The organism is Achromobacter spanius (assembly GCF_002966795.1).
GTDB lineage: Bacteria > Pseudomonadota > Gammaproteobacteria > Burkholderiales > Burkholderiaceae_B > Achromobacter > Achromobacter spanius_D.
On sequence record NZ_CP023270.1, the window covers coordinates 4,581,054 to 4,606,650 of the forward strand.

General features: G+C 67.4%; 23 protein-coding genes. 15 read left to right on the forward strand and 8 right to left on the reverse strand.

Annotated elements, in window-relative coordinates; translation table 11 throughout:
• Positions 1-3 precede the first annotated feature (3 nt).
• Positions 4-810, reverse strand: a complete 807-nt coding sequence (locus CLM73_RS20740) for an ABC transporter ATP-binding protein (RefSeq protein WP_105240041.1) — start codon at positions 808-810, stop codon at positions 4-6.
• A gap of 231 nt (positions 811-1,041) precedes the next feature.
• Here CLM73_RS20740 and CLM73_RS20745 point away from each other — a divergent pair, with 231 nt between their 5' ends.
• Both CLM73_RS20745 and CLM73_RS20750 read left to right on the forward strand, forming a co-directional pair.
• Positions 1,042-2,364 (forward strand): acyl-CoA thioester hydrolase/BAAT C-terminal domain-containing protein, encoded by a 1,323-nt coding sequence (locus CLM73_RS20745; protein WP_105240042.1) that lies wholly within the window; start codon positions 1,042-1,044, stop codon positions 2,362-2,364.
• Positions 2,361-3,530, forward strand: a complete 1,170-nt coding sequence (locus CLM73_RS20750) for a CaiB/BaiF CoA transferase family protein (RefSeq protein WP_105241639.1) — start codon at positions 2,361-2,363, stop codon at positions 3,528-3,530. The genes CLM73_RS20745 and CLM73_RS20750 overlap by 4 nt, the downstream gene beginning before the upstream one ends.
• 12 nt (positions 3,531-3,542) lie before the next feature.
• On the opposite strand, the gene CLM73_RS20755 is transcribed toward CLM73_RS20750, so the two are convergent.
• Entirely contained in the window at positions 3,543-4,568 is a 1,026-nt protein-coding gene (locus CLM73_RS20755) for an ABC transporter substrate-binding protein (protein ID WP_105240043.1), read from the reverse strand.
• A 320-nt stretch (positions 4,569-4,888) separates the two neighbouring features.
• On the opposite strand from CLM73_RS20755, the gene CLM73_RS20760 reads away from it, so the two are divergent.
• The 5 genes from CLM73_RS20760 (at position 4,889) to CLM73_RS20780 (ending at position 10,771) form a co-directional block, all read left to right on the forward strand.
• The gene (locus CLM73_RS20760) at positions 4,889-5,938 is read left to right on the forward strand and encodes an ABC transporter substrate-binding protein (RefSeq protein WP_105240044.1); all 1,050 of its coding nucleotides are present in this window, start codon (positions 4,889-4,891) and stop codon (positions 5,936-5,938) included.
• Between the two features lie 4 nt (positions 5,939-5,942).
• On the forward strand, positions 5,943-6,713 hold the full coding sequence (locus tag CLM73_RS20765) for an ABC transporter ATP-binding protein (protein ID WP_105240045.1): 771 nt from the start codon (positions 5,943-5,945) through the stop codon (positions 6,711-6,713).
• On the forward strand, positions 6,710-7,624 hold the full coding sequence (locus tag CLM73_RS20770; RefSeq protein WP_105240046.1) for an ABC transporter permease: 915 nt from the start codon (positions 6,710-6,712) through the stop codon (positions 7,622-7,624). The genes CLM73_RS20765 and CLM73_RS20770 overlap by 4 nt, the downstream gene beginning before the upstream one ends.
• Position 7,625: 1 nt before the next feature.
• Positions 7,626-9,323 carry an amidohydrolase gene (locus tag CLM73_RS20775; RefSeq protein ID WP_199778180.1) on the forward strand — a complete coding sequence of 566 codons (1,698 nt, stop codon included), beginning with the start codon at positions 7,626-7,628 and terminating at the stop codon, positions 9,321-9,323.
• Positions 9,324-9,403: 80 nt separating this feature from the next.
• Positions 9,404-10,771, forward strand: a complete 1,368-nt coding sequence (locus tag CLM73_RS20780; protein WP_158685910.1) for an FAD/NAD(P)-binding protein — start codon at positions 9,404-9,406, stop codon at positions 10,769-10,771.
• Positions 10,772-10,784: 13 nt separating this feature from the next.
• Here the strand turns inward: CLM73_RS20780 and CLM73_RS20785 are convergent, their stop codons facing one another.
• The 3 genes from CLM73_RS20785 to CLM73_RS20795 all read right to left on the reverse strand — a co-directional run bounded on the left by CLM73_RS20785 (position 10,785) and on the right by CLM73_RS20795 (position 14,157).
• Positions 10,785-11,120, reverse strand: a complete 336-nt coding sequence (locus CLM73_RS20785; RefSeq protein ID WP_105240048.1) for a 4Fe-4S dicluster domain-containing protein — start codon at positions 11,118-11,120, stop codon at positions 10,785-10,787.
• Positions 11,117-12,769 (reverse strand): FAD-dependent oxidoreductase, encoded by a 1,653-nt coding sequence (locus CLM73_RS20790; protein ID WP_105240049.1) that lies wholly within the window; start codon positions 12,767-12,769, stop codon positions 11,117-11,119. Before CLM73_RS20790 ends, CLM73_RS20785 begins: the two co-directional genes overlap by 4 nt.
• Before the next feature lie 119 nt (positions 12,770-12,888).
• Positions 12,889-14,157 carry a class I SAM-dependent methyltransferase gene (locus tag CLM73_RS20795; protein WP_105240050.1) on the reverse strand — a complete coding sequence of 423 codons (1,269 nt, stop codon included), beginning with the start codon at positions 14,155-14,157 and terminating at the stop codon, positions 12,889-12,891.
• A gap of 208 nt (positions 14,158-14,365) precedes the next feature.
• Here CLM73_RS20795 and CLM73_RS20800 point away from each other — a divergent pair, with 208 nt between their 5' ends.
• The 6 genes from CLM73_RS20800 to CLM73_RS20825 all read left to right on the forward strand — a co-directional run bounded on the left by CLM73_RS20800 (position 14,366) and on the right by CLM73_RS20825 (position 20,320).
• A complete protein-coding gene (locus CLM73_RS20800) occupies positions 14,366-15,514 on the forward strand; it encodes a Bcr/CflA family multidrug efflux MFS transporter (RefSeq protein WP_234015918.1) in 1,149 nt (382 codons plus the stop codon).
• Positions 15,515-15,826: 312 nt separating this feature from the next.
• Complete coding sequence (rpmB, locus tag CLM73_RS20805; RefSeq protein WP_056564075.1) at positions 15,827-16,063, forward strand: 50S ribosomal protein L28; 237 nt, start codon at positions 15,827-15,829, stop codon at positions 16,061-16,063.
• Between the two features lie 37 nt (positions 16,064-16,100).
• Positions 16,101-16,268: a 50S ribosomal protein L33 gene (gene rpmG, locus CLM73_RS20810; RefSeq protein ID WP_003810296.1), complete on the forward strand. Its 168-nt coding sequence runs from the start codon at positions 16,101-16,103 to the stop codon at positions 16,266-16,268.
• A gap of 175 nt (positions 16,269-16,443) precedes the next feature.
• Complete coding sequence (locus CLM73_RS20815) at positions 16,444-17,679, forward strand: ABC transporter substrate-binding protein (RefSeq protein WP_105240052.1); 1,236 nt, start codon at positions 16,444-16,446, stop codon at positions 17,677-17,679.
• Positions 17,679-19,556 carry an ABC transporter permease gene (locus CLM73_RS20820; protein ID WP_105240053.1) on the forward strand — a complete coding sequence of 626 codons (1,878 nt, stop codon included), beginning with the start codon at positions 17,679-17,681 and terminating at the stop codon, positions 19,554-19,556. Before CLM73_RS20815 ends, CLM73_RS20820 begins: the two co-directional genes overlap by 1 nt.
• Positions 19,553-20,320 (forward strand): ABC transporter ATP-binding protein, encoded by a 768-nt coding sequence (locus CLM73_RS20825; protein ID WP_105240054.1) that lies wholly within the window; start codon positions 19,553-19,555, stop codon positions 20,318-20,320. Before CLM73_RS20820 ends, CLM73_RS20825 begins: the two co-directional genes overlap by 4 nt.
• A gap of 14 nt (positions 20,321-20,334) precedes the next feature.
• Here the strand turns inward: CLM73_RS20825 and CLM73_RS20830 are convergent, their stop codons facing one another.
• The 3 genes from CLM73_RS20830 to CLM73_RS20840 form a co-directional block, all read right to left on the reverse strand.
• Complete coding sequence (locus CLM73_RS20830) at positions 20,335-22,104, reverse strand: SulP family inorganic anion transporter (RefSeq protein ID WP_105240055.1); 1,770 nt, start codon at positions 22,102-22,104, stop codon at positions 20,335-20,337.
• Positions 22,105-22,207: 103 nt separating this feature from the next.
• Positions 22,208-22,756 carry a hemerythrin domain-containing protein gene (locus CLM73_RS20835; protein WP_105240056.1) on the reverse strand — a complete coding sequence of 183 codons (549 nt, stop codon included), beginning with the start codon at positions 22,754-22,756 and terminating at the stop codon, positions 22,208-22,210.
• A 24-nt stretch (positions 22,757-22,780) separates the two neighbouring features.
• Positions 22,781-23,941: a D-alanyl-D-alanine carboxypeptidase family protein gene (locus CLM73_RS20840; protein WP_105240057.1), complete on the reverse strand. Its 1,161-nt coding sequence runs from the start codon at positions 23,939-23,941 to the stop codon at positions 22,781-22,783.
• 419 nt (positions 23,942-24,360) lie between these two features.
• Between CLM73_RS20840 and CLM73_RS20845 the strand changes: the two genes are divergently transcribed.
• Together CLM73_RS20845 and CLM73_RS20850 are read left to right on the forward strand one after the other, a co-directional pair.
• Positions 24,361-24,831 (forward strand): HU family DNA-binding protein, encoded by a 471-nt coding sequence (locus tag CLM73_RS20845; protein WP_105240058.1) that lies wholly within the window; start codon positions 24,361-24,363, stop codon positions 24,829-24,831.
• A 180-nt stretch (positions 24,832-25,011) separates the two neighbouring features.
• Complete coding sequence (locus CLM73_RS20850; RefSeq protein WP_105240059.1) at positions 25,012-25,524, forward strand: MarR family winged helix-turn-helix transcriptional regulator; 513 nt, start codon at positions 25,012-25,014, stop codon at positions 25,522-25,524.
• The last annotated feature ends 73 nt before the right edge of the window (positions 25,525-25,597 follow it).

The following is a 25,597-nucleotide window of genomic DNA, read 5'->3' on the forward strand; positions in this document are numbered from 1 at the left end:
ACGCTACACCCGCACGCGCAACTGACGGATCAGCTCGGCGACCTCGGGTTGCGACGGCGCGCGCGGCCTGTCCAGCGTCACCGGTGCGATCTCGCGGATACGGCCCGGCCGTGGCTGCAGAATCACCACCTGATCGGCCAGCACCACCGCTTCCTCGACATCGTGCGTCACGAACACCACGGTCATGCCCCGGCTCGCCTGGATCTCCAGCAGCTCGGCGTGCATCTGCGCGCGGGTGCCGGGGTCCAGCTTGGAGAAGGGTTCGTCCAGCAGCAGAATGCGCGGCTCATTCACCAGGCTGCGCGCCAGCGCCACGCGGCTGCGCATGCCACCGGACAACTCGTGCGGGTAGGCCGATGCAAAGCCGGCCAACCCCACCGCCTCCAGGGCGGCCAGCGCCCGCGCCTGGCGTTCGGCACGCGGCAGGCGCGTGGCCTCAAGGCCGAAGCAGACGTTGTCCCGCGCGGTGCGCCACGGCAGCAGCCGGTCGTCCTGGAACAGATATCCCACTGCACGCCAGTCCGTGTACGCCGCCGTGCTGGCGCCTTCCACCAGGATGTTGCCCTCGTCGGGATGCGCCAGACCCGCGATCAGATTGAGCAGCGTGCTCTTGCCGCAGCCCGACGCGCCCAGAATGGCGATCACGTGACCATGCGGGATGTCCAGGTCGATGCCTTCGAGCACCTGCAGCGGCGTGTCGTCGCGGCGCGCAAAGCGCTTGGACACCTTACGCAGCGAGATGGCGGCGGACGCGGGCTGGCGGTCGGGAGATATGTGATGGACGTGATGGATGGCGGACAGATCGGTCATGAAAGGCACGGTTGATGACGATGCCTTGCACGCCGGGCTTGAGGCGAAGCGACATCATGCCTCGCAGCTTATGCGTCATGCACATGCATGGGAACGAACGATTTCCCATCTGCAAATGGCGCGCAGTCCTTAGGTGAAAACCGATTATCGGCATGCGGAAATCTTCGTTGGCAACCTGGATTTGCCAACCTATGTTCAAAAGCTTTCACGCTCCAATTGGATATCCGAAGCATGCCAGCCCGTCTTGCCGTCACCCCCGCCGCCGCATTGATCGACGTTCCCCGCGTCTTCACGCTGGAAGGCTTTCATCCGCATTCCGCCGTGATCCTGACGCTGACTTCGCGCCAGCCTGATGGCGAAATCTGGCGCAGCCGCAACACCTATCTTGCCGATGCGACGGGGACGGTCGATGTGTCCGGGCAGGCGCCCGAATCCGGCGGCTACGGCGTCGCCGATGGCCAGGGTCCGATCTGGTCGCAGTCGCCCGTGAAGGCTGGCGATGCCGACGACACCGATGACCTGCCCGCTCCCGAAGGCGCGGATGGCGTCATCCAGGTACGCGCCTCGGCCAGCGACACGCACGGCAATCACGCGTCCGCCCGCTTCGAGCAGCGCCACGCAGACAGCGGCGTCACGCGACAGCCCTTGAACGAGGACGGACTGGTGGGCGTGCTGTACACCCCCGCCGGTCCCGGCCCGCATCCGGCCATCGTAGTGCTCAACGGATCAGGCGGCGGCATCAACGAAGCGCGGGCCGCGCTCTTTGCGTCGCGCGGCTATGCCGCGCTGGCGCTGGGCTACTTCGGCGCGCCCGGTCTGCCGGACTACCTGTCCGAAATTCCGCTGGAATACTTCGAGCGCGCGCTGCAATGGCTGCGCGCCACGGTCAGGCCGGCGGGCGACTTCGTCGCGGTCAGCGGCCATTCGCGCGGCGGCGAACTGGCGCTGCTGCTGGGCAGCCGGTATCCGCAGGCCGTATCGGCGGTAATCGCGTACGTGCCCAGCTCGGTCGTGCACGGCGTGCTGAACGCGGGCAAACCGGGCACGGGCCGCTTCGGTCCCGCCTGGACGCAGGCGGGCCTGCCGCTGGCGCACGTCTGGGAGAACAACGCCGCGCAGGACTGGGGCCCCGTCGACAGCCTGCCCGAGCCGCGCCGCCAGGCGCAGGCGTTCGTGAACGCCCAGCAGGATGCGGCCGCCGTCGCGCGCGCCCGCATTCCAGTGGAACGGATAGCGGGTCCGGTCCTGGTGCTGTCCGCAGGCGACGACGGCTATTGGCCATCGACCCAGTACGCCGCCGACGTGGCAAGAGCGCTGCAAGCCGCCGACCATCCGCACGCCGTGGCGCACCTGGACTATCCCGATGCCGGCCACGCCCTGCAGGCGCCCGGCGTGCCCACCACCGAGATCGCTCGTGCGCATGCCGTGTCTGGCATCGTGCTGACCGGCGGCGGCGACGCCGCGGCCAACGCGCGCGCCAATGCGGACTCATGGGCGGCGGTGCAGCGCTTTTTGGCGGCCGCGGTCGCGGAACGCGCCACGGCCACCGCATGAGCGCGCAGCAGACGCCCGGCGCGGGCGCGCTGGCGGGCCTGACCGTCATCGAACTCGAAGGCATCGGCCCGGCGCCGATGGCGGCGATGCTGCTTGCGGACATGGGCGCGACGGTCCTGCGCATCCAGCGCCGGGATCCCGTGGCGCTAGGCATCCAGCGCGAACCGCGCTTCAACCTGCTGCTGCGCAACCGCACGTCGATTGAACTGGACCTCAAACGGCCGGAATCCGCAGCGCTGGTGCTGGACCTGGTCGAGAACGCGGACGCCTTGATCGAGGGGTTTCGGCCCGGCGTCATGGAGCGGCTCGGCCTCGGTCCGGACGCGTGCCTCGCGCGCAATCCGCGCCTGGTCTATGGCCGGGTCACGGGCTGGGGCCAGACGGGCCCGCTGGCCCAATCGGCGGGACACGACATCAACTATCTGGCTATCACCGGCGCGCTTGAGGCAATCGGCAGGCAGGGCCAGCCGCCCACGCCGCCGCTGGCGCTTCTGGGCGACTTCGCGGGCGGCGGGTTGTACCTGGCGCTAGGTATCCTGGCCGCGCTGATCGAACGCGCGCGCAGCGGTCTGGGACAGGTCGTGGACGCGGCCATGGTCGACGGCGTGGCGTCCCTGTCCACCGCTTTCCATGGACTGGCTGCGGCGGGCGTATGGCGGGCCGAACGCGGCACGAACCTGATCGACTCTGGCGCGCCCTTCTACGACGTCTACGCGTGCCGTGATGGACGCTACGTTTCCGTTGGGCCGCTCGAAGCCAAGTTCTTCAAGCAGCTGCTGACGCTGTTGAAACTGCCGGCGGATCTGGCCGCGTGGCAAGCCGACCGCGCCCGCTGGCCAGCGCTGCGCGAGCGGCTGGCGCAAGCCTTCGCCGGCCGCTCGCGCGACGAATGGACCGCGCTGCTGGAAGGAACCGATGCGTGCTTCGCGCCGGTGCTGAGTTTTGACGAAGCGCCGCATCACCCGCACTTGCGTGCGCGCGGCACGTTTGTCGAGGTCGACGGCATCGCCCAGCCGGCGCCCGCGCCACGCCTGAGCCGCAGCACGGCGCCGCCGATCGCGCCGGTCGCGGCGCCACTACGCGGCACCAGGGCGCTGGCCGCGCTGGGACGCTGGCTGCCGCCCGCTGCGCTGGAACGCGCGCGCACGCAAAGGTTGTTCGAGTAGACCCGCTGACCGTCAGCTACCCGCAGCGGCGTGGGCCGGCGCGAAGAAGTAATCCTTCCAGCTTTCCGCCTGCCCTTGCAGCACGCCGATCTCGCGCAGCTTGTCGGCATACACCTTGGTCTGCTGCGGCGTGATCGTGAACTGGTTCTCGGGATCGTCCAGGATCTTCTTCACGAAATCCGCCGGCAGCTTGGAGTTCTGCTGGCGGATGAAGATCGCGGCGGCCTCGTCCTTGTGCGCGGGAATCCATGCGGCGGCTTCCGCTAGCGCGGCGTAGAACGCGTTATAGGTTTTGGGATTGGCGTCGTGGAACTTCTGCGTGGTGTACAGCACGTTGAACGTCGCGGGGCCGCCCAGAATGTCGTACGAACTGATCACCTTGTGCACCGCCGGATTGCGCTCCAGCGCCTGGTAGTAGAACGGCGCGCTGGAAAAATGTGCATTCACTTCCAGGCCGCCAGAAATCAGGGCGGTGGTGGCGTCCGGATGCGGCAGGCTGATGGAGATGTCGTCAAAACGCTTGAAGTTGTCCTTGCCGTAGCGCTTGGCCGCTTCGATCTGCAAGGTGCGCGACTGGAATCCGACGCCCGCGGCCGGCACCGCAATGCGGTCCTTGGCGCCGAAGTCGTCCAGCGTCTTCACCGCCGGATTGTTGCTCAGCAGATAGTTGGGCAACGATCCCAGCGCCGCCACCAGCTTCACGTTCTGCTTGCCGCGCGTGCGGTCCCACAGCACCAGCGCGGGCGGCACGCCGGCCGACACCATGTCCAGCGCGCCGGCGAGCAGCGCCTCGTTCATGGCCGATGCGCCGGAAATCTGTGCCCATTCCACCTTGATGTCCACGCCGGCCTGCTTGCCGTGCTTCTCGATCAGCTTCTGGTCCTTGACCACATCAAGGATCAGATAGGCGATGCCAAACTGCTGCGCCACGCGCAGCGTGCCTTCGGCATGCACCGGTGCGGCGGCCGCGGCGAGCGTTGCAAAAGCCAGCGCGGAGGTCGCTGCAAAGCGCCGCAGGGGAAAGGGATTGATGGACATGAGATCGCGGGCTCCTTGGGCCGGTGGGTTCGCCACGCCGCGTCATACGCTGCCTAGGGTGGCGACATATGGTGGCAACGTGGGGTGGCGACGTAGGTTGACCGGCGATCCTAGCAACGCGCGCGCGGCGGCGGAACGAACTATTTCTGCTATCCAAATAGCGCCGCTGGCAGGCCCCTTGGCGCAGCCGCAATGCCCAAGCCGCAAGCCCCAGCGCGGCCGAAGGAAACAAGCATATGTCCAGATATTCTTTGTCGGCGCAGCCTTCGCTCCGTAGCATGAGCCCAAGCTATTTCACATGCATATCGGGGTTTGGAATCATGAGTTCGTACAAGAAGCTGCCTTCGATCGACGCCGCGCGCCGGCGTCTGTTGTTCCATATCGGCTCGGTGGCGGCCGCAGGCGCTGCGGGCGCGCTGCCCGGCGTGACGTTCGCCCAATCCCGCGAGCAGGCCACGCTGGCCTCCGGCAGCGCGGGCTACACGTGGGCCCTGCCGTTCGTCGCCGAAAGCGCGGGCTACTGGAAGGCGCGCAACGTGGATCTGAAGGTGCTGGATTTCCCCACGGGTCGGGACTCGATGCAGGCCCTGCTGGCCGGCTCGGCCAACTTCTCCACCACCACGGATACGCCGCTGGTCTTTGCCGTGTTGCAGGGCCTGAAGCCCGGCATCCTGGCCAATTTCAGCCGCTACTCGTACGACATGAAGATCGTGGCGCGCGAAGGCAGCGGCATCGCCGCAGACAAGCCCGCCAGCCTGAAGGGCAAGAAGATCGGCACGCCGGCCGGTACATCGGGCCAGTACGCGTTGGCCAAGTACCTGGAATTCGCAAAGCTGTCCGCCAGCGACATCACGCAGGTGAATCTGGCGCCCACCGATCTCATCGGCGCGCTGGTGCGCGGCGACATCGACGCGTTTTCCTGGACCGCGCAGGCCGGCAACGCGGCGCTGCGCCAAAGCGGCGGCAAGGCCTTCTTCCTGACGCAGGACGGCTACGAAAAATTCTTCCGCAGCCACCAGTTGCTGCTGGTCAACCAGAACACGCTGGATACGCGCCAGGCGCTGGTCAAGGACGCCATCGGGGCGTTGCTCGACGCCGAAAAGCGCATAGCGCAGGACCCGGCGTGGCCCGATTTGATCGCCACACGCATCCGCAGCACGCCCGCGGAGGTCAAGCAGGCCACCTCGGTGTTCGAGTTCAAGGTGGGATTCGACGACAGCTTCGTGGACGACCTGGTGAATCAGGCCAAGTGGGCTATCGACGCCAAGCTGGCGCCCGCGCCCGCCGGCGACCTGCGCGCGCTGTTCCGCGCCGCGATCAAGGACACGCCGTTGTCGGCCGCCGCGCCCGACCGCGTCAAACTGGCGTGACGCCATGGGCGCCCTGATCGAATTCCAGCGCGTGTCGCAGTTCTTTGCCACGCGCGGCAACGCGCCCGCGCAGGCGCTGCACGAGGTGTCGCTGGACCTGGCGGCCGGCGAATTCACGTGCCTGATCGGCCCCTCTGGCTGCGGCAAGACGACGCTGCTGCACCTGCTGGCGGGGTTTCTGCAGCCCACCGACGGCGCGGTCCGGTTCCATGGCGAACAAGTCGAACGCCCCGGTCCCGAACGCGGCGTGGTGTTTCAGGAATATGCGCTCTTTCCGTGGATGACGGCCCGGCAGAACGTGGAGTTCGGTCTGCGCGCGCAATCGGTCGCCGCGCCGCAACGCCGCCACCGCGCACTGGCGGCGCTGGAGCGCGTGGGTCTGGCCGCGTCCGCGGACCGCTATCCGCACGAACTGTCCGGCGGCATGCGGCAGCGCATTGCGGTAGCGCGGTCCCTGGTCGTCGAACCGAAAGTCCTGTTGATGGACGAGCCGTTCGCCGCCGTCGACGCGATGACTCGCGCCGCGCTGCAAAAGGACCTGCTGCGGCTGTGGCAGGAGACCGGCGTGTCGGTGGTGTTCGTCACCCACAACATCGACGAGGCGATTTTCCTGGCGCAACGCGTCGTCGTCATGGCGCCGCATCCGGGCACGATCAGCGACGACATCCCCATTGGCCTGGACTACCCGCGGCAGCGCGGGTCCATTGAATTCGCTCAACACTACAACCGGATCGAGGCCGCGCTGGCGGCCGGCGCCCAAAGGCAGGCAGCATGAGCTCATTGACCCTGCGCCGCGAGTCCGTGGCCGAAATTACCGCCGATGTTCCCGTCCGGGGAGATCACACGGCCAGCGGCGATGCGCCGCCCGCGCGTGCGGAACTGGCCGACCGCTTTCAACAGGCGCACGCGCGATCTAAACGCGCCCGGCGCCGCCGCCGGCTGCTGTTGAACCTGGCCGGCATCGCGCTGTTTCTGTTGGGGTGGGAAGCCATCCCGCACGTATTCTCTTGGATGAAGCCGGCGCTGTTTCCGCCGCCGTCACGCGTGCTGCAGGCCGCATTGCCGCTGATCGAATCGGGCGAGCTGGCCGGGCATATCACGGCCAGCCTCACGCGGGCCGCGGCAGGATTTGCCATCGCGCTGGTCCTCGGCATCACCGCCGGCATTCTGACGGCACGCATCGCATTCCTGCATCACCTGAGCGAGCCCGTGCTGCACGGCTTTCGCTCGGTGCCGTCGCTTGCGGTCGTGCCGCTGGCGGTGCTGTGGTTCGGCATCGGCGAGCTGCCCAAGATCGCGCTGATCGCGTGGGGCGCGTTCTTTCCCATCTGGATCACCACCTTCATCGGCGTGCGCGACACCAACATCGTGTACCTGCGATCGGCGGCGGCGCTGGGCGCCGGCAGGCTGCGCACGCTCTTTCTCGTCATCCTGCCCGCCGCCCTGCCCTTCATCCTGGCCGGCGTGCGCCAGGCCATCGCCGTGTCGCTGATCGTGCTGGTGGCGGCCGAACTTTCCGGTTCGACCCGTGGCATCGCCTACATGATGTCGCTGGGCCATCAGCTTTTCCAGGTGGAGATCATGTTCATTGGCCTCGTGCTGCTGGGCACTTTCGGCTTCCTGGCGGACCGGCTATTCGTGTGGGCAGCGCGCCGGCTCTTCCCCTGGTATCAAAGCGCCTCCTGACATGAGCCTTTTTCAAAAGCGGACCGCACCCCGCACGCTGGTGCTGCGCAACGCGCGCATCCACACGTTTCATGACGCCCGCCCGTCGGCCCATGCCATCGCGCTGGCAAACGGCCGGATCGCGGCCTACGACGAGCAAGCGCTGGCGCTGGCCGACGGCAATGCGCAGGTGCTGGACCTGCAGGGCGCGACGGTTATCCCCGGCATCAACGACAGCCATGCCCACATGGAGCGCGAGGGGTTGAAGACCCTGCGCCCCTCGCTGGCCCATGCGCGCAGCGTTGCAGACGTGTTGCAGGTGGTGCGCGAGCAGGCGCGGTCCACGCCGCCCGGCGACTACATCGTCACCATGCCCGTAGGCACGCCGCCCTATTTCTTTGGCGGCGCGGCGCAGTTGGCGGAAGGCCGCCTGCCCAGCCGGCGGGAACTGGACGCCGCCGCGCCCGACCACCCCGTCTACATCCCCGCGCCCTTCGGCAACTGGGGCAAGCCGCCCGGCAGCGGCGCACTCAACAGCCTTGCGCTGGCGCGCAATGGCCTGACGCCGGCATCGCAGCCGCGCTGCAGCGGCATCGAACTGGGCCGCGACGCCGCCGGCGAACTGAACGGCAGCATCGTCGAGCGCAACGCCCGCCCCGCCGTCGAATTCGACCTGCTGCCCGACGTGCCGCGCTTTGGCTTTGCCGACCGGCTGAAGGGCCTGCGTATCTCGCAGCAGCTTTATCACGCCAAGGGAACCACCAGCATCTACGAGGGCCACGGCTGCGCGCCCGAGACGATTTCTGTCTACCGCAAGCTTTGGGAAGACGGCGAGCTGACCATGCGTTCCACGCTGGTCGTCAGCCCCGCGTGGAACGATCTGGCCGAAGCGGCGCGCGCCATGCGCGACTGGCTGGCCACCGCGCGCGGACGCGGCCTGGGCGACCCGTGGTTCCGGGTCAGCGGCATCCATATCGCCTACGGCGGCGATCCCGTCGTGGCCTGCTGCGCGCGCGCCAACCTGCCGGACACCGGCTGGTCCGGCTTCGTCGAACAGGCCGTCACCCCGTCGGACTTCCGGGCCCTGTGCCTCTTGGCGGCCGAACATGACCTGCGCGTCAACGTCATCGTCTCGGGCAAACTGCACGAAGTTGTGCCGGTGCTGCGCGAGGTCAACGCCCGGTTCCCGCTGGCCGGCCGTCGCTGGGTCGTGCAGCACATCGCCCGGTCGCGCATTGACGACCTGAAGGCGCTCAAGGCGCTGGACGTGCTGGTCACGACCATTCCCACGTATTTCCTGTGGAAAGGCGGCGCGGCCTACCTGGACGAGCCCGACGGCGGCGAAGGCGTGGTGCCGCATGCCGACATGCTGGCGCTGGGACTCGACGTATCGCTGGCGACCGACAACATTCCTTACGACCCGTTCCACACGCTGTGGGTGGCGGGCGTTCGGCAGGAGCGGCTGACGGGCCGCGTCATTGGCGCTGGCCAGGCGCTCTCGGCCCGCGACGCGCTGCGCGCGTTCACCGTGGCCGGCGCGCGGCTGAGTTTCGACGAAGACTGGAAGGGCCCGCTCGCGCCGGGATTTGCCGCCGATCTGGCGGTGCTGGATCAGGACCCGATGCAGTTGCCGGCCGCGGCCTGGCGGGAGGTGCGATGCACGATGACCATCGTGGGCGGGCACATCGTGCACGGCGAGCCGGGCGCGATTTCATCGTGACGCGCAATTCGGCGTTGCCGGCATCGACAGCGCAAGATTCGACTTCGTCCGCTTCGCATTCACCGGCTTCGATTGCACCGGTGGCGATCGTCGGTGGCGGCGCTGCGGGCACGTTGCTGGCCTTGCACTTGGCAAGATTGCACGGCATCCGTGTGACGCTGTACGACGGCGCGGGCGCTTTCGGCCGCGGCGCGGCGTATAGCGCGACCTCGCCTTGGCACCGCCTGAACGTGCCGGCACACAAGATGGGCGGCTGGCATGCGGACGCTGCCGACGGCTTTCTGCAATGGCTGGCCGACCGCGATGGCGGCACGGCGCAGTCGCACGGCCACCGGTACGTCGAGCGCGACGTGTACGGCCAGTGGCTGTCCGCGCACCTGTTCGACGCGGTGCGCGCCGGTCACGTCCAGCTGGTGAGCGCCCGGGTGCAGGCCCTTCGGGCCAAGCCGGGCGCCGCCGCGCGCTGGGAGCTGCTGCTGGACAACGGCCAGCGGCACAGCGCCCGATCCGTGGCGCTGTGCCAAGGCAACGCGCTGCCGCGTCCGCTGCCGGGTTTGGCAAGCCATCCGCGCAGCATCGGCAACCCGTGGCCTGCCCGGTCGCTGTCGCGCATCGGCAAGCATGATGAGGTCCTGATCGCCGGATCGGGCGCCAGCGGCGTGGACGCCGCGCTTGAACTGCTGCACACCGGCCACTGCGGCCGCATCCATCTGGTGTCGCGTCGGGCCCTGCTTCCGCAGCCCGAGACCTTGCCTGCCAATCCGGCCGCGCCGCGCCCATTCCTGTTCGATCCGTGCCGCGATCCACCAGTCCTGCGCGATCTCTACCGCGCGGTGCGCGGCGCCATCGGGGCCGATCTGGCCGACTCCCGTCCGTGGCAACCCACCATGGATGCCGTGCTGCGCCAGGCGGACGCGCTATGGGACGGCCTGACGCTGGCCGACCGCGCGCGCTTTCTGCGCCATGTACGCCCGTATTGGATGGTGTTCCGCCATCGCGCCGATCCCGCGGCCCTCGCCCGGCTGCAAGCCGCGCAAGACAGCGGCCAGCTACGCCGCACCGCGGCGCGCATCCTGTCGGCCGCCACGGAGAACGAACGGCTGCACGTCACGCTGCAACGCGCCGGCCAGCCCGTATCTGCCATCACGGCGGACTGGGTTATCAACGCGACCGGTCCCGACGAGCGCATCGCGCTGCGCAACGACCCGCTGATCGCGGGTCTGCTGCGCGACGGCCACGCGCGGATCAACGATTTGGGATTGGGGCTGCACGTGACGGCGGACGGCGAAGTCCCCGCCGCCGACGCACGGCAGACGCCCGCGCTGTTTGCGCTGGGGCTGCCCACGCGGGGCGTGTTCTGGGAAGTGACCTCGGTGCCCGCGCTGCGCGCGCGGGCGGCGCCCCTGGCCGCGCGTCTGGCGCAACGCCTGCGGCGGGAAACCCGCTGACGAACCAGCCGGACTAACGCGCCGGCCCGCCCCCCAGCAGCTTGAATGACTGGTCCGCCGCACGCAGATCGCGCGATTCGCGGTTCCAGCCGATCTGACGCCGGTAGCTGCCCAGCAATCCGGCCCGCACCAGGTCGTCTTCGGCCACCGGCGCAGGCGCATCGGCCTGAGGCGACACGTACATGGCGTCTTCGGGGCACCACGCCTCGCACATGAAGCAGGTCTGACAGGCGTCCTGCCGCGCGATGACCGGCGCAGCGCCTTCCACGATGTCGAACACGTTGACCGGGCACACCCGGACGCAGATGTTGCAGCCGGTGCAACGGCTGTCGCTGATGAGCTCGATCATGCCGCCAGCCTCGTTTGCGGTGCGGATTGCGGCACGGATTGCGTTGTGGATTGCACGCCGCCCCCGTCCACCGCGCGCGGCCGCACCCACACCTCATCCAGCCCGCCAGCGCTCAGGTGATGGTATTGCGCGGCGTCCTGTTCCAGATAGTCGTAGCGTTTGTGCATGCCGCGCGTCTCGCGGCGGGCGAGCGCGCTGCGGTACATCCAGCGCGACGTGGCCAGCATGGCCGCCGCCTCGCGTGTGGCCAGCAGATCCACCGCGGCCGCGGGCGCCGCAGATCGCAAGGCGTGCCACTGCGTGTCCAGCCGGGCGACCGACGGCTCCAGCACATCCGCTGTCCTGAAATAGTTCCGCTCGAACGGCATGACCTCGTCCTGCACCGCCTTGACCAGCGCGGCCGCATCCGCGGCGCGCGCGCCGTTTCCGCGCAGGCCCGCGGCCCCCGCCGCGATGGCGGTACGTCCGCGGCCGCGCGCGGCCAGCGCATGGCCGGCCGCGCCGGCGCCGGCCCAGGACCCCGACGAAATGGCCCAGGCGGCGTTGTGGCTGCCGCCTCCGGTAAAGCCGCCGCAGATGGGCTCGCGCGTTGCGGCATCACCAGCGGCGTACAGCCCCGGCACAGTGGTCGAACAATCCGGCCCCGCCAGCCGCAGGCCACCCGTGCCGCGCACGGTGCCCTCCAGGCGCAACGTCACGGGAAAGCGCTGCGTAAACGGGTCGATGCCGCTGCGGTCAAATGGCAGGAAGAAGTTCGGTTGGGCGGCGCGCATCGCCTGCCGCGTGGCCTCGTCGGCCTGATCCAGGCGCGCGTAGACCTTCTGGCGCAGCAGTTCGCGCGCGATGACCGAGCGCCCACCCTTGGACGCCGCGCCCGGAATCGGCACACCATCGGCGTCGGTGAAGGTCGCCCAGCTATAGAACAGCGTCTTGGTCACCGAGCCGAATTCCGGCGAGATGCCGTAGGCATTGGAAAACTCCATGCCCGACAGCTCCGCGCCCAATTCGGCCGCCATCAGCAGGCCGTCTCCGGTCAGCACGTTGCAGCCCAAGGCCCGGCTCAGGAAGGCGCAACCGCCCGTGGCGATGACGACCGCCCCCGCGCGCACCGACCACGCACCGCCCCGCTGGCGGTCCACGCCCGCCGCGCCGGCGACCGCGCCGTGCTCATCGCGCAGCAGTTCCAGCACCGGGTGATGATCGAGAATTTTGCCGCCGGCCTGCTTGACCTGCTTGCGCATCAAGCGCATGTATTCCGGACCTTGCAGCGAATTGCGGCGCGACACGCCGTCGGCATCCACCGGAAAGGGATAGCCCCAGTCCGCCAGGGTATTGATGCCGTCCCACGTCCGGTCCAGCACGCGGCCCATCCAGCCGTGGTCCGCCAGCCGGCCGCCCATGTCGTAGCGGCTGGCCATCGCGGCGGCGCGCTTCTGCGGATCGGGATCGACGTACCACACCGCGGTGCCGGCCGCCGCCGTGGCGCCGGACGATCCGCAATAGCCTTTGTCCGCCAGGATGACGCTTGCGCCGGCCTGGGCGGCGCAGACCGCGGCCCAGGTCCCGGCGGGACCGCCGCCGATGACCAGCACATCCGCCTCGTAGCCCGAATTGGCGCTGCCTTGCGGCGCCGCGTGTTTGCCAGTCATGGAACCCCCTGCTGTGATTGCTTGCAATGGAAAGTTCGATGGTATGCCGCTGGCCCGCCGTCACGAACGACGGATCGGCGATTTGCAAATCACTGGAGTGACGCGCTTTGTTCCGGCCATCATTGCCCGGAAGATTCTCCATACATATAGTCCCGCCGCCACGGATACGACAGATCGGCGGGCCCGTCCAGCTCGTCCGCGCGTCCCGTCGCGGGATGCTGCGCAAGGATCTGATGCAGCGCGATCCACCCATGCTCGAAGGCCATCGCGCTGCCGGCCAGGTACAGCCGGTAGGCGCGCAGCGAGCGCTCGCCCTGGTCGCCCCCCAGAATGCGCGCCGCCTCCGGCAACCGCGCCTCCAGCCGATCGCTCCACGCCCACAGCGTGCGCGCGTAGTGCGGGCGCAGGTTCTCCACGTCCAGGTCTTCCAGGCCGCCGTTGGCCAATGTCTGCATCACGACGCTGACGTGAGTCAGTTCGCCGCCCGGGAAGATGTACTTCTCGATGAACTCGCCCATGCCATTGCCGAGTTCCGCGTTGTCCACGCCGGCGGCGGTGATGCCGTGGTTCATGATGAGCCCGCCCGGCTTGAGCAGACGCCGCAGCGTGGCGAAGTAGCTTTCCAGTTGCGCGCGGCCCACGTGCTCGAACATGCCCACCGACGCAATCTTGTCGTAAGGCTGCGACGCGTCCAGCTTGCGGTAATCCAGCAGCTCGATGCGCACGCGGTCGGACAAGCCTTTTTCCTGGATCAGCCGGCTGACGTGCGCATGCTGGTTGCGCGACAGCGTGATGCCCGTGGCGTCCACGCCGTAGTGTTCGGCCGCCCACAGCAGCAGCCCGCCCCACCCCGCGCCCACATCCAGGAATCGCTCGCCCGCCGCCAGGCGCAGCTTGCGGCAGATGTGATCCAGCTTGGCCTCCTGCGCCTGGGCCAGCGCCATGCCAGGCTCGCGGTAGTACGCGCAGGAATACACGCGGCGCGGATCCAGCCACAGCGCGTAGAAGTCGTCGGACAGGTCGTAATGGAATTCGATCTGCCGAGCGTCGCGTTCGATGGAATGGCGCCACACCGACATCACCTTGCGCACCAGGTCGGTCAGCCAGCCGCCGCGCGCCGCGTCCATCGGCGAACCGGGCAGCAGTGCCGCGGCCGCCGCCATCACATCGCGCATGCTGCCCTCGATATCGATGCGGCCTTCGACATAGTCCTGGCCCAGCACCCCAACCTCCCCTTCGGCCAGATGCGCCAGCGCGGTCTTGTCATGCGTCACGAACCGCACGCGCGGATCGGGTGGACCGAGCACGGCGCCATCGGGCAGCACGAGCTGGACGGGGACAGGCAACGCCTGAAGTTTGCGCTCCACGACTGATAGCAAAGGATTCACGGCTTATCCTCCGGATGCATAGGGACACCAGGAACGCTAACGGAAAATGCCCGCAATCTTCCTGTAAGCCCGACCATGATAAAGTCCCCGGCTTGGCGCGGCCAATACAGCCTCTGCACTGCCACGCGCCCTGTCTCTGCGTTTTACCGCGATCTACATGCCCCCAATGCAAACCTCCCGCAGCAGCCTGCCCGGTTGGCTCATTCTCATGGGCGCGCTGACGGCCATCGGCCCGTTCGCCATCGACATGTACCTGCCCGCGTTCCCCACCATCGCGGCGAACCTTGGCGTCGCCCGCGGCGATGTCGAGCGCACGTTGGCGGCGTACCTGATCGGCCTGGCGCTGGCGCAGGTGTTCTACGGCCCGATGGCGGACCGCTACGGCCGCAAGCCGCCGCTGCTGGTGGGCCTGACGCTGTTCATGATCGCCTCGCTGGGCTGCGCGCTGTCGGGTTCGGTCGAAGCCCTGACCGGTTGGCGTGTCGTGCAGGCGATGGGCGGCGCAGCCGGCATCGTGATCCCGCGCGCGGTCATCCGCGACCATTACGAAACCCACGAAGCCGCGCGCGCGATGTCGCTGCTGATGCTCATCATGGGCCTCGCGCCCATCCTCGCGCCGCTGATCGGCGGCCAGCTGCTGGCCATTACCTCGTGGCGCAGCCTGTTCTGGGTGATGCTGGCGGGCGGCGCGATGCTGATGGCCGCGGTCATCATGATCATGAAGGAATCGCTCACGCCGGACCGCGTGGTGCCGCTGCGCTGGAGCACCATCCTGCAGAACTATCGCGGCCTCTTCGCGCACCGCGGTTTCATGTCGCACAGCCTGGCGGGCGGTTTCGGGCAGGCGGGCATGTTCGCCTACATCATCGGTTCGCCGCGGGTCTTCATCGAACTCTACGGCGTGCCGCCGCAGTACTACGGTCTGCTGTTCGGCACCAACGCGCTGTCGCTCATCATCTGCTCGCAAATCAGCGCCCGCCTGCTGCGCACCTGCACGCCGCGCCAATTGCAGCGCCGCGCGCTGGTCACGCTGGCCTGCGCCAGCCTCGTCGCCGTCGCCCTGACACTGGCCGGTCTGATGACGCTGCCGCTGCTGATGCTGTGCCTGATCGCCTACATGGGCAGCCAGGGCTTCGTGAACCCCAACTCGGCGGCGCTCGCGCTGTCGGACCAGGGCAAGCGGCTGGGCGCCGCCTCGGCGCTATTGGGGACGCTTCAACTGTCCTGCGGCGCCCTCGCCGGCTTTGTGGTCAGCGCGTGGCAGGCCGACACCGCCCTGCCCCTGACGACCACCCTGGCAGCCTGCGCGTGCCTGTCCTGGACAGCCGGCCGTGTGGCGCGTTCGCACACGTCGTAGCCCTTTGGCTTGATTTACTTGGGAATTCCGTATTAGAATCGCGGTCTTCACATGAAGTTTCCCGTGCAGGACTACTATGCTTTGTAGTTCAGCACTCTGACCCCCAACCGCGTGTTGTGAATTCAAGTGTGAATTCAAGCGGGTGGCAGGCAGCGGGTATAAGCACTGGGGTGAAATCACTTTCCCCCTCATCCACTAAGACTGGGTGGCCGGCCAAGGCAGCGCACAGCGCAGCCCACACAGCCCGGCGGCTAAACCCCCGTCTACCCCCCAAGCGATGCGCGGCAAGAACGACACTAAAGAGGTGCATCCATGGCACGCGTATGCCAAGTGACCGGCAAAGGCCCGATGGTGGGCAACAATGTTTCGCACGCGAACAACAAGACCAAGCGCCGCTTCCTGCCCAACCTGCAATCGCGCCGGTTCTGGGTTGAAAGCGAAAACCGCTGGGTTCGCCTGCGTGTTTCGGCCAAGGCCATCCGCACGATCGACAAGAACGGCATCGACGCCGTGCTGGCCGAAATGCGTGCCCGCGGCGAACAGGCTTAATCGGCCGCCCCGCCAATCTACATACTAGGAGCACGACATGGCCAAAGGTATCCGCGAAAAGATCAAGCTCGAGTCGACCGCCGGCACGGGTCATTTCTACACGACCACCAAGAACAAGCGCAACATGCCCGAGAAGATGCTGATCAAGAAATTTGATCCGGTCGCTCGCAAGCACGTCGACTACAAGGAAACCAAGCTGAAGTAATTCAGCCGGTATCCCGCAAAAAAGGCCCTGTCATGCAGGGCCTTTTTTATTGCCGTTATTTTCTCGGCATTCATTTGCCGCCGCGCCGAAGCCCATGTTTCAATTAGGCCGCACCCGCGGCGCCCAAGGCGCGCGCGCAAGGCCGATTCATTCTCACGCTGCGACAACACCCGCCATGATCCGTCCCTGCCTCTCCCTGCTGCGCCGCGCCGTTGCGCCCGCCCTCATCGCGCTTGCGCTGGCGCCGGCCTCCCCCGCCGCCGCGAAAGACAAGGAACCGCCGATTCGCATCGGCGAGATCAACAGCTACAAGGCCATTCCCGCCTTCCTGGGTCCGTACAAGAAGGGCTGGCAGCTGGCGCTCGAAGAAGTCAACGCCGCGGGCGGCGTGCTGGGCAGAAAGCTCGAGGTCATCTCGCGCGACGACAACGGCAATCCCGGCGACTCGGTCCGCGCCGCGCAGGAACTGCTGGCACGCGAAAAAGTCGAGCTGCTGTTTGGCGGCTTCCTGTCCAACACGGGTCTCGCGCTGACCGACTTCGCCAAGCAGCAAGAAGTCTTCTTCCTGGCCGCCGAGCCGCTGACCGACAAGATCACCTGGCAGGAGGGCAACCGCTATACCTACCGTCTGCGTCCGTCCACCTGGATGCACGTGGCGGCGCTGGCCCCCAAGGCGCTCGCCCTGCGCAAGAAGCGCTGGGCCATCGTCTACCCCAATTACGAATACGGACAGTCCGCCGTGGCCACGTTCAAGGCCATGATGCAGTCCTTCCAATCCGACGTGGAATTCGTCGCGGAACAAGCCGTGCCGCTGGGCAAGGTGGATGCCGGCGCTGTCGTGCAGGCGCTGGCGGATGCCAAGCCCGACGCCATCTTCAACGTGCTGTTCGCCGCCGACCTGACCCGCTTCGTGCGCGAAGGCAACACGCGCGGCCTGTTTGAAAACATGCCCGTCGTGTCGCTCTTGTCCGGCGAACCCGAATACCTGGAACCGCTGGGCGCCGACACGCCAACCGGCTGGATCGTCACCGGCTACCCCTGGTACGCCATCGACACCCCGGCCAACAAGACCTTCGTCGAGGCCTATAAAAAGCGCTTCAACGAGACGCCCAAGGTCGGCTCCGTGGTCGGCTATGCGTCCCTGATGTCCATTGCGCAGGGCCTGAAGGCCGCCGGTTCCGTCGACACGGAAAAGCTCGTCGACGCCTTTGCCGGCCTGAAGGTGGACACGCCCTATGGCCCCATCCAGTACCGCAAGATCGACCATCAATCCACGATGGGCGTCTATGTGGGCGTGACGGCGGTCGAAGACGGCAAGGGCATCATGAAGGACTTTGCCTACATCGACGGCGCACGGCTCCAGCCGCCTGACGAGCAGGTGCGCAAGATGCGGCCGGCGCCGGCCCGCTGATGAATGTATCCGGGCTGCTGCTGCAGCTACTCAACGGCCTGGCCGACGCCAGCGCGCTGTTTCTGGTCGCTGCGGGCCTGTCGCTGATCTTTGGCGTGACGCGCGTGGTCAACTTCGCGCACGGCTCGTTCTACATGCTGGGCGTGTATCTGGCCTGGACCTTCACCAGTTACTTCGGCGGCGGCGCGGGCTACTGGTTCGGGCTGCTGCTGGCGGCGCTGGCGACCGGCCTGATCGGCGCCGCGGCCGAGCTGCTGGTGCTCAAGCGCCTGTACCGCGCGCCCGAACTCTTCCAGCTTTTGGCCACCTTTGCGCTGGTCCTCATCATCGGGGATGTGGCCCTGGCGGTATGGGGCCCCGAAGACCTGTTCTCCGCCCGCGCACCGGGCTTGTCTGGCGCCGTGCAGATTCTGGGCCGCCGCTACCCCGAATACGACCTGCTGCTGATCGCCGCCGGCCCCGTCGTGCTGGGTCTGCTGTGGCTGCTGCTGATGCGCACGCGCTGGGGTCGGCTGCTGCGCGCTGCCGCCGAAAACCGCACGATGCTCGCGGCCCTTGGCGTGAACCAGGCCTGGCTGTTCACGTCGGCCTTCACGCTGGGCGCCTTCCTGGCGGGCCTGGGCGGCGCGCTGGCCGCGCCGCGCGTACCGGCCACCTTGGGCCTGGATTTGGAAATCATCGCCAGCGCCTTCGTGGTGGTGGTCGTGGGCGGGCTCGGATCCATACCGGGCGCTTTCCTGGCGGCCGTCCTCATCTGCTCGGTCAAGGCGCTATTCGTGTTTCTGGGCCAGGTGGCCATCGGCCCGTGGGTGTTCAACCTGTCCAAGCTCACGCTGCTGGCCGAATTCGCGGTGATGGCCGTGGTGCTGGTCGTGCGGCCGTGGGGCCTGATGGGCAAGCCGCCCGCACCGGCCTCGCACGCCGGCCCGCCCGAACGCCCCATTGCCCCCGCCGGCCCCCGCCTGCGGCTGGCCTATGCCGTGCTGCTGGCCATGTTGGCCCTCGTGCCCGTCGCCACGCTGTACTGGCCTTATCTCAGCATCCTGATGACCGAGATCCTGATCGCCGCGCTGTTTGCCGCCAGCCTGCACTTTCTGACCGGACTGGCCGGCATGACATCGTTCGGCCACGCCGCGTGGTTTGGGCTGGGCGCCTACGGCGCGGCATTGCTCCTGAAACTGGCCGCCATCCCCATGGAGGCGGCGCTGCTCCTCGGCCCATTTGCCGCGGCCTTGGGCGCATTGGTGTTCGGCTGGTTCTGCGTGCGCCTGTCCGGGGTGTACCTGGCCATGCTGACGCTGGCCGTCGCGCAGATCCTCTGGGCGCTCACCTATCAATGGGACGACGTGACCGGCGGCAGCAACGGGCTGACGGGCTTGTGGCCATCGGCATGGCTGTCGCAGGGGCCGTGGTTCTATTACGTCACGCTCGCGCTGTGCGCGGCCGGCGTCTGGTGGCTGCGGCGGCTGGCGTTTTCACCGCTGGGCTTTGCGCTACGCGGCGTGCGCGATTCGGCCTTGCGTGCCGAGGCGCTTGGCATGGACACACGGCGCATCCAGTGGGCGGGCTTCGTGGCCGCCTCGTTCGCCGCGGGCCTGGCCGGATCGCTTTATGCATTTTCGAAGGGCAGCATCGCGCCCGACGTGCTGGCGGTAAGCCGCTCGGTCGACGGGCTGGTCATGGTGCTGCTGGGCGGCATCCAGACGCTGGCCGGTCCGCTCGTCGGCGCGGCATCCTACACCTGGCTGCAGGACGCCGCGGCGCGCAGCACCGAATACTGGCACGCGGTGCTGGGGCTGGCCATCCTGGCGCTGGTCATGGCCTTCCCTGAGGGACTGGCCGGCGCGGCGGCCCGGCTGCGCAGGAGGTCCGCATGACGACGGCGGCTCCCCTGCTGCAGGTGCGCCACCTGCGCAAGTCCTTCGGCGGCATCGACGCGCTGGCCGACGTGTCCTTCGACTTGCAAGCCGGCCACATGCTGGCCCTGATCGGCCCGAACGGCGCGGGCAAGTCGACCTGCTTCAACGTGCTGGGCGGACAATTGCGCCCGGATTCGGGTTCGGTGCGGCTGGACGGGCAGGAGCTGGTTGGCCTGTCAGCCGGCAAGATCTGCCGGCTGGGCGTGGGCCGCAGCTTCCAGACTGCCGCGACGTTCCGTTCGATGACCGTGATTGAAAACGTGCAGACGGCCCTGCTGTCGCGCGACCGCCTGCTCTTTAACCCGTGGCGGCGCGCCGCGCACCACGCCGTTGACGAAGCCAGGACCCTGCTTTCGCAGGTGCAGATGGCGGACAAGGCCGACGAGGCCTGCGGCACGCTGGCCTATGGCGACGTCAAACGGGTCGAACTGGCGATGGCGTTGGCGCATCAGCCGCGCCTGTTGCTGATGGACGAGCCCACGGCCGGCATGGCCACCAACGAGCGCCACGCGCTGATGCGCCTGACCCGCCAGTTGGCGGACACGCAGCGCATCGCCGTCCTGTTCACGGAGCACAGCCTGGATGTCGTGTTCAAGCACGCCGACCGCATTGCGGTGCTGGTGCGCGGCGGCCTGCTGGCCGAAGGCGCCCCCGCGGCCATCGCGGCCGACGAGCGGGTCAAGGCCGCTTATCTGGGCACCGAAGCGCCGCAAGGCGCCTGACGACGCCAGCCACATCAACCATCCCGCTGCGGGCTGTCCGGCTGGCATTCCCAGAAAATCCGGGCCGTGCATCCCGCGCAAATGTTCCGGTCCAGCTTGGCGTAGATCGCATGCAACGCCGTCGCCTTGTCCGGAAAGATGTGATCGGCGCCCAGCCGCTCCAGGAATCCAGTGCGGCGCCACATGTCCATCACCTCGGGCCGAGGCCGGTGGAAATACAGGTCGCCGCCCATCGCGCGCCGGGCCGCCAGCTCGTCGTCCCAGACCTGCGCACCGGCCAGGTCGATGAAATTCATGCTCTTGGCCATCACCAGCAGATGGCGCGGCGCGCCCGGCGCCGAGCGCAGGTCATGTAGCCGCTGCGCCACGTGCGCTGCCGCACCGAAATAGACCGACCCCTCCATGCGCAGCAGCTTCAGTTGCGGGCACTCCGGCAAGGCGTCGGGCTGGTGCTCCAGCACCACGAAGCGGCGATCCAATCCGCGTGAATCGAAACCCATCGTGCGCATCGCGGGCCGCGACGTGCGGTGCAGATACACCATCAGCGACAGCACCGTGCCCAACAGGATTGCGACCTCCATGCGAATGGCGATCGTCGCGGCCAGCGTCGCGCCGGCGATGGCGCATTCACCGGGCTGCGTGCGCAGCAGATGCCGCCAGCGCGGCACGTCCAGCAGCGTCCAGGCCACCAGCAGCAGCAACCCCGAAATGGCGGCATGCGGAATCAACGCCAGCAACGGGGCGGACACCGCCACCAGCAGCATCAGCAGCAACGCCGAAAATACCGACGCCAGCGGCGTCTTCGCGCCGGCCTCGAAGTTGGGGATGGACCGATTGAGCGAACCGCAAGACAGATAACAGGAAAAGAACCCGCCAACGACGTTGGACAAGCCCTGCCCCACGAACTCGCGGTTCGCGTCGATGCGCTGCCCCGACCGCGACGCCACCGCCTTGGCAATGGAGATGGACTGCGCCAACGCCACGATGGTCAGCGCGAACGCCAGGCTCAGCAGATCGGGAAGCGCGCGCCAGTCCACGCTGGGCACATGAAACGGCGGCCACGGCTGCGCGATGGCGCCCAGCACGGGAACCGGCGCGCTGCCGGGGGCCAGGACCCACGTGTTGAAAACCCATGCCGCGAACGTCCCCGCAGCCAGGCCCAGCAGCATGTAAGGCTTGCGCTTGTCCAGCCGACGCGCCACCAGGGCCGTGACCAGGGTGACCAGCGTCACCAGCAAGGCGCCCGGATGCACCTGCCCGAGGTGCGTGGCCACGCTTTCCAGCACCGCCCCCGCGCCGTGCGCTTCTGGCGACGGCAGGCCCAGCGCATCCTTTAACGCATGCACCGCGATCAGCACGGCCGCGCCGCTGGTAAAGCCAAACAACGCCGACGGCGATATGAAGTGCGCCAGCGATCCCAGCCGCAAGACGCCCACCAGCCACTGCATGACCCCGACCAGCACGGTCACGGCAAGCGCAAGCTGAATGTAAGCGGGGCTGCCCGCGGCCGCCAGCGGCGCCAGCACGGCAAAGAGGGCCAGCGAATTCGCATTGGTCGGCCCGGACATCACGTGGCGGCTGGAGCCAAACAACGCCGCCACCACACAGGGCACGATGGCCGAATACAGGCCGTACTCCGGCGGCAGGCCCGCCAGCGTCGCAAACGCAACGCCCTGCGGCAGCACCAGCAACGCGCCCAGCAGGCCGGCAGCCAGATCGGCGCGCAGCGTCAGCCGGTTGACGTCATCCACCCACGAGCCGAAAAGCCGGCGCGCGACGTTCATTCCCCCCTGCATCATCCTGTCTTGTTCCCTGAGCATCGGCGCTCGCGCCGGTCTGGCTAGGGTAAACGCTCGACCTTGGCCACGCAACGCGGCAATCAGCGGATCAGCCCGCGTCGCCGCCCCGGCGCGCCTTCATGGCCTGGCCGATCGCGGCCAGCGCATCGTCAGGAATCAGCCGCGCCGCCATCGGCAGCAGCTCGTCCTCTTCGCGCCGGATGTGCGCGTCGTAGGCCTCGGTGAAGGCCTGGACCTGCTGCGCCGGCAGTTGCGCCGGGCGCCCTGCCGCGATCTCGGTCAGCGTCTCGCGCAGGGGTTCCCACAGGCCGGCCAGCCGCCGGTGATCGGCCATCAGGCCGTCCACCAGCGCGTGCAGGCACACCGCGTCCGATCCCGCCATGGAATCGATCAAGGCGGGGAACAGGTCCTCTTCCTCGTCTTCGTGGTGATGCGCGGCTGCGGTGTCGAAATACCGGCGCACGCTGGTGGCGGCAGTTTGCGCCGCGGCGTCGCTGCCGTGCGCGGGCAGATGCGCCGCCAGCCGCGCCAGCGTGGCGCATTGGCGCGCGATGCGTCCGTGACAGGCCGACAGCAGCGCCAGCGGATCGTCAGGGCCCGGCGCCGCGGCCGGCCCACCCGGAAAGCTCACTGCCATCGCCTATCTCCGAATCTTGTTGCGTTATCCCTGCGAGCCGCGCCACCACAAGCGGATGGAGTCCCACGCGCGGCCGGCGATGCCCGCCTCGGCCACCGGCTCCAGCGCGACAACCGGGAAGTGCATGGCGGGCTTGCCGTCCACCGTCACCTGCAGTTCGCCCACCGTCGACTGCGCCGCAATCGGCGCGATCAGCGGCGCCTGCGGCGCCCAGACCGACTCGACCTTCGCGCCAGCCGGCACGGTCACGTACGCGTCGCGCGAGAAACCGACCTTCAGGCTGTCGGCCTCGCCCTTCCAGACTTCCGGCGTGGCCACGGCCTGACCGCGCGCGTACAGCTTGATGGTATTGAACCCCTGGAAGCCCCATTCCAGCAACTCGCGGCTTTCCTGCGTGCGCAGCTTGTCTGAGGCGGTGCCCACGACCACCGTGATCAGCCGGCGCTGATCGCTGCCGTTGGGCCGGCGCGCTGAAGCGATGATGCAATAGCCGGCCGATGCCGTGTGCCCGGTTTTCAACCCATCAACGCTGGGATCCAGCCACAGCAGCCGGTTGCGGTTGGGCTGCGTGATCTTGTTGAAGGTGAACTGTTTGGCCGAATCGTAGGTCTTGTAGAGCTGGGGAAAGTCGCGGATGAAGCGCGTGGCCAGGATCGACAGGTCGCTCGCGGTGGAATACGTGTCCGGATCCGGCAGCCCATGCGGACTGGCGAAACGCGTGGCGTGCAGGCCCATGCGCGCTGCGGTGTCGTTCATCCGCGCGACAAAGGCTTCGACGCTGCCCGACACCGCCTCGGCCAGCGCGACCGCCGCGTCATTGCCCGACTGGATCATCAGGCCGCGCAGCAGGTCGTCCACCGACACCTTGGAGTTGGGCTCGAGGAACATCTTCGAACTGCCCGCCGGCACCTTCCAGGCCCGGGTCGAGATCGTGACGAGCTGGTTCGCCGTCAGCTCTTTCTTTGTCAACGCATCGAACACGACGTAGGCCGTCATGATCTTGGTCAGGGACGCCGGCTCGATGCGCGTCGTGGCCGCGTGCGACGCAATGACCTGGCCGCTGGTCTCATCCAGCAGCAGCCACGCCTTGGCCGACAGCGCCGGCGCGGGCATCGATTGCGCCATGGCGCTGGATATACATGCGGTCGCAACGAGCAGGCTCGCCGCCAACTTCTTCATCAACATATAGCTGCTTCACTTCCATGTTCTGGTTTTCTTCGGGTGCGCGCGACCGCAAGGAAAAGGCCTGATTCCAGGGACTCTCCGACTCTGTGTGCCGCGCGCGCCGCCCGCAATTGGAACATGCGCCGCGATATAGGTTCATCCGCAAGCGTCGCGACAGCGCCTGTCCGCGCGCTTTCACAGCGACATCCACCGCACGCGCGGCCTGCGAATAACGCCCGCGAAATCGCCAACGAATGTCACGACATCTTGCGAAACCCCTTGCAGAAAGCACTTTTCTGCGTCGAAAACAACAAACAGTGGCTTAAAACCCGTTGGAAAGCCGCTTTTACCGCCACTCTTCCGCTATCATCGGGCGCGTAGCGTCAAATGCCGATACCCGGCACGCGCTGCTCCATGTCCTCAACATACGGATTTTGACCATGGCCACGAAAGCTAAAGCTCCTGCCAAGAAAGTCACCAAGACCGCCGTCAAGGCGCCCGCAAAGAAGGCAACTGCCGTCAAGCCCGCCGCCAAGCCCGCCGTGAAGCCGGCAGCCAAGAAGGTCGTCGCCGCCAAGAAGGTCGCTGCTGCCCCCAAGGCCATCAAGGCTGCACTGAACAAGACCCAGCTCATCGCCTACATCGTTGAGCAATCCGGCGTCGAAGCCAAGTCGGTCAAGGCCGTCCTGACCAGCCTGGAAACCTCGGTGCTGGGTTCCGTGGACAAGAAGGGCGCTGGCGAATTCACGCTGCCCGGCCTGTTCAAGGTTGCCGTGCAAAAGGTTCCCGCCAAGGCCAAGCGCTTCGGCAAGGATCCGTTCACGGGTGAAGAGCGTTGGTTCCCCGCCAAGCCGGCTTCGGTCAAGGTGAAGGTTCGCCCGCTCAAGAAGCTGAAGGACGCCGCGCAGTAATTTCATTACGCGCAGTATCCGGTCAAGCCGGGAAGGGCCCGCCTCGCAAGAGGCGGGCCCTTCTTTTTTTTACACGCGCGCTTTGCATTGCGTCGCCCGCGCTTTGCGTTGTGGTCGAGCCGCTGCTAGAATTTTGTCTTTACGTGAAGATACTTCACATTGAAACACTAGCCACTCACCATGAATGACCTCGTCGATCTCGTGATCTCACAGTGGGCCAAAGAGTGCCCCTCGCAAGACTTCTCCGCCATGTCGGTCGTCGCGCGCCTGTTCCGCCTGAACGCCTTCGCGGCCCGCAACGTCAACCGCACCTTTCGCCAGTACAACCTGCATCAAGGCGAATTCGACGTGCTCGCGACGCTCTACCGCACCGGCGCCCCCCACGCCATGAATCCGCAAAAGCTCGTCGAAGCCCTGCTGCTGACGTCCGGCGCCATGACCAACCGCCTGGACAGGCTGGAACAGGCCGGGCTGCTCGTGCGCAATCCCAATCCCGACGACAGACGCGGCGTGATCGTGTCGCTGACCGCCGACGGACTGCGCGTGATCAAGGTCGTGCTCAAGGACTACCTGACCGACCTGAATGAATTGCTGGAGCCGCTGTCGGCGACCGAGCGCCGCCAATTGGCCGGTCTTTTGAAAAAACTGCTGCTCAAGCAGGACCAGGACACGCCCGGCAGCGTCGGTGCGTAAACCGTAGCGGCCGCTTCATCTTCAATATCCTCTGCGCTTCAGATCAGTGACTTCCACCGAACAATCCACCCCG